Annotated in this window: 6 protein-coding genes; 2 read left to right on the top strand and 4 right to left on the bottom strand. The window is 71.6% G+C overall.

Annotated features, from left to right (window positions below):
* Positions 1-272 precede the first annotated feature (272 nt).
* From IZR01_RS44000 to IZR01_RS44015, 4 genes are all read right to left on the bottom strand, one after another.
* Entirely contained in the window at positions 273-2273 is a 2001-nt protein-coding gene (locus IZR01_RS44000; protein WP_194927291.1) for an ABC transporter ATP-binding protein, read from the bottom strand.
* Complete coding sequence (locus IZR01_RS44005; RefSeq protein WP_194927292.1) at positions 2270-4171, bottom strand: ABC transporter ATP-binding protein; 1902 nt, start codon at positions 4169-4171, stop codon at positions 2270-2272. The genes IZR01_RS44000 and IZR01_RS44005 overlap by 4 nt, the downstream gene beginning before the upstream one ends.
* Before the next feature lie 138 nt (positions 4172-4309).
* Entirely contained in the window at positions 4310-5620 is a 1311-nt protein-coding gene (locus tag IZR01_RS44010; protein ID WP_369125432.1) for a YhgE/Pip domain-containing protein, read from the bottom strand.
* Between the two features lie 61 nt (positions 5621-5681).
* Positions 5682-6554 carry an alpha/beta fold hydrolase gene (locus tag IZR01_RS44015; RefSeq protein WP_194927293.1) on the bottom strand — a complete coding sequence of 291 codons (873 nt, stop codon included), beginning with the start codon at positions 6552-6554 and terminating at the stop codon, positions 5682-5684.
* Between the two features lie 122 nt (positions 6555-6676).
* Here IZR01_RS44015 and IZR01_RS53845 point away from each other — a divergent pair, with 122 nt between their 5' ends.
* Both IZR01_RS53845 and IZR01_RS44025 read left to right on the top strand, forming a co-directional pair.
* Entirely contained in the window at positions 6677-7378 is a 702-nt protein-coding gene (locus IZR01_RS53845; RefSeq protein ID WP_194927294.1) for a helix-turn-helix transcriptional regulator, read from the top strand.
* 251 nt (positions 7379-7629) lie between these two features.
* Positions 7630-10620, top strand: a complete 2991-nt coding sequence (locus IZR01_RS44025; RefSeq protein WP_194927295.1) for a cell wall-binding repeat-containing protein — start codon at positions 7630-7632, stop codon at positions 10618-10620.
* Positions 10621-11096 lie beyond the last annotated feature (476 nt).

Consider the following 11096-nt stretch of genomic DNA (forward strand, 5'->3'; position numbering starts at 1 on the left):
GTAAAAATCGCCTTTCAGCCCACAACCAACCGCAACCCGCCCCGCAAACCCAGCCCCCAAAAGAAACCCGCAGCGTTGCCTCAACAGCGAGTCATGCTGCCCGCAGCGCCAGCCGGGAACGGATCCCAACCACCAACCACCGACCACCGACCACCGACCACCGACCACCGACCACCGACCACCGACCACCAACCACCAACCACCGACCACCGACCACCAACCACCAACCACCAACCACCAAGATTGCCCGCTGCGCCACTAGTCGTCGCTATTCAAGAGTCCAGATAAGCCCGGGCCTGCAACGTGTACAGCTGCGCGTAGTGCCCGTCGGCGGCCATCAGCTCGTCATGGCCGCCGGTCTCGACGATCCGGCCGCCGTCGAGCACGACGATCAGATCCGCCGCGCGCACCGTGGAGAAGCGGTGCGAGACGAACAGCGTGATCGCCCCCTGCTCGCGGCGCTCGGCGGCGATCCGCACATGTCGGTCGAAGACGGCCGCCTCGGTGATCGCGTCCAGCGCGGCGGTCGGTTCGTCCAGCACGGTCAGCAGCGGCTGCTCGCGCATCTGGCCGCGGGCCAGCGCGATCCGCTGCCACTGGCCGCCGGACAGCTCGCGCCCGCCGGGGAAGTAGCGTCCCAGCTGGGTGTCCAGGCCGGCGGGCAGTTGCGCCACCACCTCGCCGGCCTCGGCCCGCTCGACGGCCGAGGCCAGTGCCGCCTCGTCGGCCATCCGGGGCAGGTCGCCCAGGCCGACGGCCTGCCGGGCCGGGGTCTGGAGCCGGACGAAGTCCTGGAACGTCGCCGTCACCCGGCCGCGCCAGGACGCCAGGTCCAGGTCGGCCAGGTCGGTGCCGTCGATCAGGACCCGGCCCCGGCTCGGCGTGTACATCCCGGTGAGCAGTTTGACCAGGGTGGTCTTGCCGGCCCCGTTCTCGCCGACCAGCGCGATCGTGGCGCCGGCCGGCAGCTCCAGCAGGAGGTCGTGCAGGACCTGCTTGTCAGAGCTCGGATATGCGAAGGCGGTGTGGTCCAGGCGGATGCCGCCGGCCAGGGACTGCGGCGCCGGGAGGGTTCCGGTCGGGCGCTGGGCCTGTGCGTAGTCCTCCAGCCAGAGCATCCGCTTGGCGTTGCGCATCGAGGTCGCCAGGCTGCCGGCGGTGTCGGAGGCGGTCGAGAGCTGGGACTGGACCCGGCGCAGCAGGCTGACGACCATGACGATCTGTCCCGGCGAGACCTGGCCGTGGGTGGCGCGCAGGACCAGCACGACGATCGCGGCGATGAAGAAGGCGGCGTAGAACAGCCAGCCGGCGGCCTCCCACGCCGCCCCGCGCAGCGCCGCCCCGACCGAGGCCTTGCGGACCTGCTCGCCGAGCTGGTGGTGCCGGGTGGCCAGGTCGTCGGTGATGCCGTAGGTGCGCAGCTCCTTCGCGGTGTCCGCGGAGGTGGTGATCACGAACAGGTCGCCGAGCAGCCGCCGGTCGTCGGCCAGGTCGGTCTCGTTCTGCTTGGCGATCTTCGAGGCCCGGCGGCTGGCCAGCGCCGGGGCGACGGCGGCCACCGGGACCAGCAGCACCGGCAGGTAGACCGTGGCCAGCAGGACGGCGACGGTGCCGATCCGGATCGCGTTGGAGACCATGCCGGTGATCTGGCGCGGGGCGGCGGCCAGTCCGCGGCGGTTGTCGCGCAGCTGCTCCACCTCGCGCAGGATCGCCGGGTCCTCATAGTGCTCCAGGCCCGGGATCTCGTTGATCAGACCGGCGATGCGCTCGGAGTGGTAGACGTTGACGGTGTCGGTCAGCGGCGAGCCCTGCGCGACCGCCAGGTTCTGGAGCAGCCAGCCGACGCTGAACAGCACGGCCACCACGGACACGCCGACGACGACGCGGGTGGCGTCGCGGTGCAGCGCGGCGTCGACCAGGATCCGGTAGCCGACGGGGTAGCTGACCGAGGCCGCGGTGCCGAGCAGGCTCATGAGCGTCGCGGCGGTCATCATGCCCGGCGAGGCGCGGAATCCGGCGCCGACGAGGATGCCGAACATGCGGCGGCGCAGGCGGTGCTTGGCGGGTTCGAAGGTGCGTTCCGGCTGCTCGGTGTCGGTGTCGGTGTTGGTGTTGGATTCGGCCTTGGATTCGGTGGCCTTGTCGGCGGCGTCGGCGGCGGTGCTGGCTTTGGCGTCTGGCGTCGCGTCGGCGGTGCTGCTGGCTTTGGTGTCTGGGGTCGCGTCGGCGGTGGTGCCGGTTTTGGTGCCTGGCGTCGAAGTCGTCTCGCTCATGCCTTGTTCCGTCCGCCGGTGAATGCCGCCGCCTGCTTGGTGAACAGATCGGCGTAGGTGCCCGCGTGGGCCAGGAGCTCGGAGTGGTCGCCGAGCTCGGTGATCCGGCCGCCGTCCAGGACCGCGATCCGGTTCGCCCGCTTCACGGTGGAGAACCGGTGCGAGATCACGATGCTGGTGACGCCCCGCGTGATCTCCAGGAACCGGTCGTAGAACGCCGCCTCGGCCCGGACGTCGAGCTGAGCCGTCGGCTCGTCCAGGATCAGGACGGTCGCGCCGCGCGAGACCGCGTACAGCGCGCGGGCCAGCGCGATCCGCTGCCACTGCCCGCCGGACAGGTCGGTGCCGCCCTCGTACTGCGGGGACAACACGGTGCGCCAGCCGTCCGCCAGGCCTTCGACGAGGTCCGTCGCCCCGGCCCGTTCGGCGGCCTGGTTCAGGGCCCGCTCATCGACCGGACCGCCGAGAAGGTTCAGTGTCACGTTCTCCTGGGCGGAGAGCGGATAGCGCGTGTAGTCCTGGTAGACGACCGCGACCTGTTTCTGCCAGTCGCGGACGTGCAGGTCGTTCAGCGGGACGCCGTCCACCAGGACCCGGCCGCGGCTCGGGTCGCGCAGCCGGGCCAGCAGCGTGACCAGCGTCGTCTTGCCGGCGCCGTTCACCCCTACCAACGCGGTCGATTCCCCCGCGCGCAGCGTCAGGTCCAGGTCGCTGAAGACGTCGGTGTCGCCGCCGGGGTAGCGGAAACCGATGTTCTCGAAGACCACGGTCTCGCGCGGCATCCCGGCCGGGTCGACGGCGTGGTGGCCGGCGTCGGCCGGATCGGCGGAGGGCTCCAGCGAATCGGTGAGCGCGTCGAGGTCGGGGAGCGCGGTGAGCATCATCTCCAGCTGGAAGTCGGTCATCGAGACCGTGCCGATCGACATCGAGGACGGGAGCATGGTGAGCATCACCGCCAGCGTGCCCAGCCCGATCTCGCGGTGGTACGCGGTCCAGCCCAGCGTTCCCGCGCCGAGGGCGAACACCGCGAGCACCGCGACCGCCACCAGCGCCATCCGCCGGCCCTGCCGCCGGATCTCGGTCCAGGTCGGACTCAGGCCGCTGATGTAGTGGGTCCGGTACTCGGCGGCGAGCCACTTGCTGAAGCCGAACACCCGGGATTCCTTCGCCGCGCCCGGCCGCGTCGCCACCGCGAACAGGTACCAGGCCCGCCGCAACGGCTCCCCGGCCGCGCGGAAGCTGCCGATCCGGGTGCGTATCAGTTGGCCCAGCGGATGCCGCACCGCCAGCCAGGCCGCGAACATCGCCAGGCCCAGCCACCAGCGGAACGTGCACAGCACGACGCACGCCATGGTCCCGGACAGCCAGCCGCCGAGCTGCGAGGCGATGGTCATCGGCGCGTCGGCCGGGGCGGCGTTCATCAACTGGCCCTGTGCGTTCGCCAGCCGGTCCAGCGTCTCGGAGTCCTCCAGATGCGCGATACCCGCCGGTGCGCTCACCGCCGTGATCAAGCGGCGTTGCAGCGCGACCACCATGCGGGCCCGGACCACCGAGGACAGGGCGTCCTCCGCCGGGCCGCGCAGCAGGGACAGGCCGTAGCAGACACCGGCCAGGGCCAGCGCGGTCAGCAGCGAGTGGCCGGCGGCCGAGCCCAGGCCGTCGCGGGCGGCGGCGGGGATGCGGCCGGTGGCGCGGCCCATCGCGATGAGGGTCAGGTTCGGCAGGACGGCCTCGGCCACGATGAACCCGGCGACGGTCCAGGTCAGTGCCGGGCTGACGGACGTGAGCAGGCGTATGGCCCGGACCCGCCGGGAGGATTTGACGGCGTTGAGCGGCTTGACCGATCGCAGGGACTTCAGCGGCGTTAGCGATTTCAGCGTGGTGAGCGGGTGCGACAAACGCGATGTCGTCGGCCGGGGTGGTGACGGTGGCTTCGGCACGGGGTCCACCGTGACTTAGCGGTGTCAGGCGGTGCAACCGTGTTTTCGGAGAGCGAACGCTTTCGCCTAAAGGTCTACAGGCGGCCGCCTGCCGGTCTACAGGTGAGGCGTCAGTCGCCGCAGCCCCTTCCGGTCGTAGTACTGCGTCATCGCGAAGCCGAACACGAGCGCGCCCACCACCCCGACGATGATCATCAGCCACGCCCGCATCAGACCCGCGTCGCCGCGGGCGTCGAAGTACAGGATCGCGCGCACCCCGCCGCTGAGCTGCCGCATCGGTTCGAAGGCGCCGAGGAAGCGGTAGACGGCCGGCGCCGCCTGCAACGGGATCGTCGCGCCGGAGGAGGGGATGGCCAGCGCCACGAACACGAACATCGAGACCAGCTGCCCGATGCCGCCGAAGGCCGCGTTGATGGCCTGCACTCCGAGGCCGATCGCCAGGCAGGCGCAGTAGGAGAAGATCCACAGCAGTGGGATGTGGGTGGCGTCCATGCCCAGCGCGGCGATGCACGCCACCATCACCATGCTCGTGGTCAGCACCGTGATGCCCGCGGTCATGAACATCTTCAGCAACAGCGTCTGGGTCCTGGTGATCGGCACGGTCGGGCGGCGCGTGTGCCAGGGCCCCATCTCGCTGTCGGCGTACCCGAGCGCCGTGTCCACACCGCTGTTGATCAGGTTGCCGCCGATGAAGCCGGCCAGCACCAGCAGCAGCGCGTAGTAGAACGCGGTCAGGCCCAGGCCGCTGTGCTGACCGATGGGGTGGCCGACCTGGCTGGTGACGGCGACTGGGTCGGCCAGCAGCAGGCGCGCGGTGGGGTCGGCGCCGGCCGCGGCGGGGGAGGACGTCAGCTGCTTGCCGATCGCCAGCGAGGCCTGGTGCGCCGCCCCCTGGGTGGCCTGGGCCGCGATCGAGGAGCCCAGGCTGCCCAGGCCGGGGTTGGTGAGCACGCTGATCGTCGGGCGCGCCGTGGCCTGGCCGGTGGTGAGCGCCGTGACCGAGGCCGTGAAGTCGGCCGGGATCTCCAGCGCGCCGTAGACCTTGCCCGACGCCAGCATGTCCGCCGCCTCGGCCGGCGTCGCCCGCTTCCAGTCGAACTGGCGACCCGGCGTACCGGCGACCACCGACTGCGCCACCTGGGCACCCAGGTTCTGCTGCTGACCGGGCGGCGGCGCCCCGGTGTCGGCGTCGACTACCGCGATCGGCAGCTGGTGCAGGTTGCCGTTCGGATCCAGGATCCCGCCCATGTAGAGCAGCGAGAGCAGCAGCGCCACCAACGTCGCCAGGACGGCCGGGATCAGCCACAGCTTCGGGCGGCGTACGAGCATGGCGGCGGTGGCACTGGGCCGGGGTGCCGCTGGTACCGCCGCGCTGCCCGGCTCGGTTGGGGAGGTCACGGTCGTCACCGTATTACGACGTCGCAGGTGGGAGTGGGTGCGACACGCGAGCCGGGGGCTCAGTGAGTTGTCAGCGGGCTTGCACCGCCGAGCCCGCGAACTCCAGCAGCAGATCGCAGGTCGTCTGCGGATCGTCGTACATAGGAGTGTGGCCGATCCCCGGCAGCACCACGACCCGGGCGCCCGGCACCACCCGGTAGTCCTCGGCCGCGGCCGACCGCCACCGCGCATCCTGCGCGCCGAACACCACGAGCAGCGGCTTGCCGAGCTCGGTGAGCCGGTCCGGCATCGTCCGTTCCCTGATGTACGCCAACGACCCCCGGGCCGTCGCGGCCAGAGCGTGATGCGTCATACCGCGGGTCCCGGCCACGAGCTCGTCCGGAAGCGGCGCCGCGGGCTTGGCGAACGCGGTACTCAGACTCTTGCGGACGATGGCGGTGTTGAACGTCCGCCACAGGAACGCGCCGGGCACCCGGGCGAACAGCAACCGACTCAGGGGACTGTCAGACGTATCAGCCTCCGGATACGGTCCGGTCCCGATCAACGCCAGCGCCGACACCGCGTCAGGACACTGCCGAGCCAGCTCGGCGACCACGTTGCCGCCGGTGGAGTGCCCGACAGCCGTCAGCACCCGGTTCACGTCCAGCCGGTCCAGGACGGCGCCGATGCGCTCGGCCTGTCCGGCGATGCTGTACGCGGCGTCCCCGCTCTTCGGGCCGGTCGAGCGGCCGTGGCCGAGCAGGTCTATTCGCACCACTCGGTAGGCGTCGGCCAGGCACGGTACGACTGGATTCCACCAGGCCGTGGACGCGCCGAGCCCGTGGACCAGCAGCAGCACCGGCGCGTCTGGCGCACCGTTGCGCACGACGTGCACCCGGGCATCGCCGAGCTCCACGTACTGCTCCTCGGCATGCCACGAACGATCAGGAATGTGCTGTTCCATAGCTGTTCCCCGCTCTCTGAAACGGACTTCGAGTGGACTTCGCGGATGTTCTCCTCGTCAGTTAGCGTGGTCTCATGGCGGTCGGCGCGCTTCCACAAACATGCGGTGCCACACAGGCACCGGTGGCGTGGCTCCGCCCCGGACAGTGCGGCTACGTCGGGCCGGACCTGGGCGTGGATCTGCACGCCGCGTCGATCGGGGTCCTGACCGTCGGCCTGGACGCGCCGTTCGTCGTCGAGACCCCCGAGCACGGCGCGATCCGCACCCGCAGCGTCTACGCACCGGGCCGGGCCCGGCACCGCGTGATCGCGCCCGAGGGCCGGATCCTGTTGCTTTTCACCGATCCGAGTGCCGCCACCGCGATGCACCGGCAGGTCGGCCCCTACGGCTTGGACCACCGGCTGGAACACGAGTTGATCGCCGCCTGCCGGCACGGGGCGGACCAGGAGTATCTGCGACTCCTCGCTGATCCTTGCCTGCCCGGCGCCAGCGACCGCCGCATCCGGCGCGTCGTCGATGAGATCCGTGAGGAACCGGCCCGGATACTGCGTGCCGAGCAGAGCGCGCACGGCCTGGGGATGTCGACCCCTTACTTCCTGCGGCTGTTCGCCAGCCAGACCGGCACGACCTTCCGCCGCTACCAGCAGTGGAACCGCCTGCTGGAGGCGGCTCGGGGTCTGGCCGCCGGGCACAACCTCACCCGCTGCGCCGCCGACGCCGGCTTCGCCTCGCCGTCGCATCTGAGCGACACGTTCCACGAGACGTTCGGTACCACCGCCTCCGCTGTGCTCGGGTCGAATGTTCGGATCGAATTGGCTGTCTGATTCGAGCCGGGTCGCGGTCGGCTCGGCCGCCGGTTCATGCCGTTTCTTCGGAAAGTGACACATCTCGGTGCCCTCGCCTGACATGCGCGTATGCAGGACACGAACCGGTCACGGTCTCCTACCGGATCTTGTCCTGCGGGTTCCCCAGTGGATAAACATCAGTTCGCCGTCCCTGAAGATTTCATAAAGTCGCCCCCTGGCGGCCGCTTCGTGCGGGACGGCTGCCACCACAGGGGAAAGGGAATCCATCTATGCCGAACGCCGCTCAGCGGCGGCGTGCGCAAGCCGTGATGGCGGGGGTCTTCCCCGTCGCCGTCGCGCTTGTCGCCGCGTCCGCGTCCGCCTCGCCCGCGCAGGCCGACACGCAGCACCACAGCACCACCAACAAGATCCTGGCCGACGCCCATCCGGCGTGGGCGACCGCGCAGGCCGACCGGGGTGCGCTGCCGGCCGCGCAGCAGATCAGTACCCGGGTTTACCTGACCGGGCAGGATCCGGCGGGGCTGGCCGCCGCGGCGCGGGCCGCCGCCGACCCGAACAGCCCGGACTACCAGCACTTCCTGACCCCGGCGCAGATCCAGGCGCAGTACGGCGCCACGCCGGCGCAGGTCGCGGCGGTGCAGAAGTGGCTGACCGGGGCCGGGCTGAAGGTCTCGGGCGTGCAGAGCGACTGGATCGACGCGGTCGGTGACTCCGCCGCCGTGCAGCGCGCCTTCGGCACGCAGATCAAGGACTACCAGGGCACCGACGGCGCGGTGAAGTACGCGGCCTCCTCCAGCGCGGTCATCCCGGCCGACGTCGCCGACCTCGTCAGCGGCATCTCGGGCCTGTCGCAGGCCTCGGTGCGGGTGCACGCGGACTCGGCGAAGGCGAACGCGGCCAACGCCGCGAACCAGAACTGCTCGCCGTACTGGGGCGCGACCACCAGCACCGCCTGGCCGGCCGGCGCGAACCCCGGCCCGACGGCGCTGCTGCCCTGCTCGTACACGCCCAAGCAGCTGCGCGACGCCTACGGCGTCACCAAGTCCGGGATGACCGGCAAGGGCTCGACCATCGCGATCGTCGACTGGTACGGCTCGCCCACGATGCAGGCCGACGCGAACCAGTTCGCGACCGGGCACGGCGACAAGGCCTTCGCCCCGGGCCAGTACAGCGAGGTGCTGGACCAGTCGCAGTGGACGAACGTCCAGGCCTGCGGCGGCACCGCGAACGTGGCCGGCGAGGAGGCGCTGGACGTCGAGATGACGCACGGCCTGGCGCCGGACGCGAACATCGTCTACGTCGGCGCGAACTCCTGCACCGACCCGGACCTGATGGCCGCCGAGGAGAAGATCGTCGACCAGCACCTGGCCGACGTGGTCTCCAACTCCTGGGGCGAGATCATGCACACCACCGACGGCCAGGACATGGATCCGTCGGAGATCGCGGCCTACGACCGGATCTTCCAGAAGGGCGCCCTGGAGGGTATCGGCTTCGACTTCTCCACCGGCGACTGCGGCGACGACGACCCGGCGAACGCGGCCGGCGGCGGCGCCAACTGCGCCGCGGACTCGGCCCGCAAGCAGACCGAGTGGCCGGTCAGCTCCTCGTGGGTGACCGCGGTCGGCGGTACCACGCTGGCCACCGACGCGCAGGGTGACTACGCGTGGGAGGCGACGATGGGCGACCACGTCGGCGCCGCCAAGCAGGGCGACGCGGCGTGGGGTCCGGTCAAGGGCCAGAAGGTCCCGTTCTCCTTCTACTTCGGCGGGGGCGGCGGCACCTCCGAGGACGTCGCGCAGCCGTGGTACCAGTCCGGCGCCGTGCCGGCCGCGCTGGCGAACAACCTGCCCAGCGGCCACGGCACCACGCGTCCGATGCGGACCGTGCCGGACGTCGCGATGAACGGCGCGCTGGCCTCCTCGGTCGACGTCGGCATGACCGGCATGACCACCGCCGGCCAGTACGGCGAGGGCGGCATGGGCGGCACCTCGGTCGCGGCTCCGGAGTTCTCGGCGCTCCAGGCCGACGCCAAGCAGGCCGCCGGCCACGCCCTGGGCTTCGCCAACCCGGCGCTGTACGCGCTGAACGGCTCCTCGGCGTTCCACGACGTCACCGGGCAGATCCCGGGGCAGCCGAAGGTGATCGAGGGCATCCACGTCTCGACCGTCGACGCCACCCGCGGCACGCTCTACCAGGCCGGCGAGGACTCCTCGCTGACCGCGGCCGCCGGCTACGACACCGCCACCGGCCTGGGCTCCCCGGCCGACGACTACCTGTCGAAGGTCTCGACCGTCGCGCCGTCGCAGCCGACCGCGCCCAACGCCCCGGTCGTGAACCGGGTCGCGGGCGCCGACCGCTACGGCACCGCGATCACCGTGTCGCAGAAGTCGTTCCCGAAGGCCGGCTCGGCCTCGGCCGTGGTCCTGGCCACCGGCGAGACCTTCCCCGACGCGCTGTCCGGCGTCCCGCTGGCCACCGAGAAGGGCGGCCCGCTGCTGCTGACGCCCTCCAAGGCGGCCGACCCGGCCGTGGTCGCCGAGATCCACCGGGTGCTGGCGCCCGGCGGCAAGGTCTACGTCCTGGGCGGCGTGAACGCGGTCTCCGACAAGGTGGTCAGCGCGCTGGGCCTGCCAGCGGCGCAGATCACCCGGGTCGCGGGCGCGGACCGGTACGGTACCTCGCTGGCGATCGCCAACCAGCTCGGCAACCCGACCGGCAACGTGGTGCTGGCCACCGGCGCCGACTTCGCCGACGCCCTCACCGCCGGCCCGTTCTCGGCGATGTACGGCGGCGGCAGCGGCACCCCGGCGGCGATCCTGCTGACCGCCGACCGCAAGCTGTCCCCGGCCGTGGCCGGCTTCGTGGCCGGCGCCCACTCGGTGGCGGCGGTCGGCGGCCAGGCCGTGGCCGCGGCCGCGCACCTGACGAACCGCGACGCCTCCGCGCAGTTCGCGGGCTGGGACCGCTACGCCACCGCGTCCCTGGTGGCCGGCACCTTCCACAACCCGCAGACCGTCGGCGTCGCCACCGGCACCCGCTTCGCCGACGCCCTGACCGGCGCCGCGATGCTGGCCGCGGCGCACAGCCCGCTGCTGCTCACCGACCCGGTCCGGCTGCCCGACGGCACCGCCACCGCGCTGCACGGCTTCAGCCAGGCGCTGGCCGGCGGCTCGGTCGAGGTCTTCGGCGGCCCGGCGGCCGTCTCGGACGGGGTCGAGGTCCAGGTCGCCCGCGCTGTGGGGGGACGAGTTCTGCGGTAGGTGCGCGGGATGCGGTACGCGGTAAGCGGTAAGCGGTAAGCGGTAAGGGATTCAGGGGTCGTCCGCACGTCGGGCGGCCCCTGAGTCGTTCGGGTCAAGGGCGGGCGGCGCAGGTGCGCGGCGACTCGGCCGATCAGGCCGCTGAAGACGAGGGGATTTGTCGCCCGGGTCGTCGCCCTGACTGTTCAAGCCGAAGGGCGCTATTCAAACCGGGAAGCCGAAAAGCCCCACAGGGACTCGAACCTCAAGTCCCGTGGGGCTCCCTGGCGGTGCGTGATCCGCGGATACCGCTGCCGGATCAGGAGTGCGTGCTCTGCTTCTTCCCGCGCCGCGTGTACACCATCATCCCGCCGCCGGCAGCCAGCAGCGCCAGCGCGCCGCCGGCCAGCGGCACGGTGTCGCCGGCGCCGGTGTGCGCCAGGCCCCCGGTGGGGGTGGTGGCGGTGGTGCTCGGGGTGGCAGCGGGGGTGCTGGCC

Source organism: Catenulispora pinisilvae (assembly GCF_015356865.1).
Taxonomy (GTDB): domain Bacteria; phylum Actinomycetota; class Actinomycetes; order Streptomycetales; family Catenulisporaceae; genus Catenulispora; species Catenulispora pinisilvae.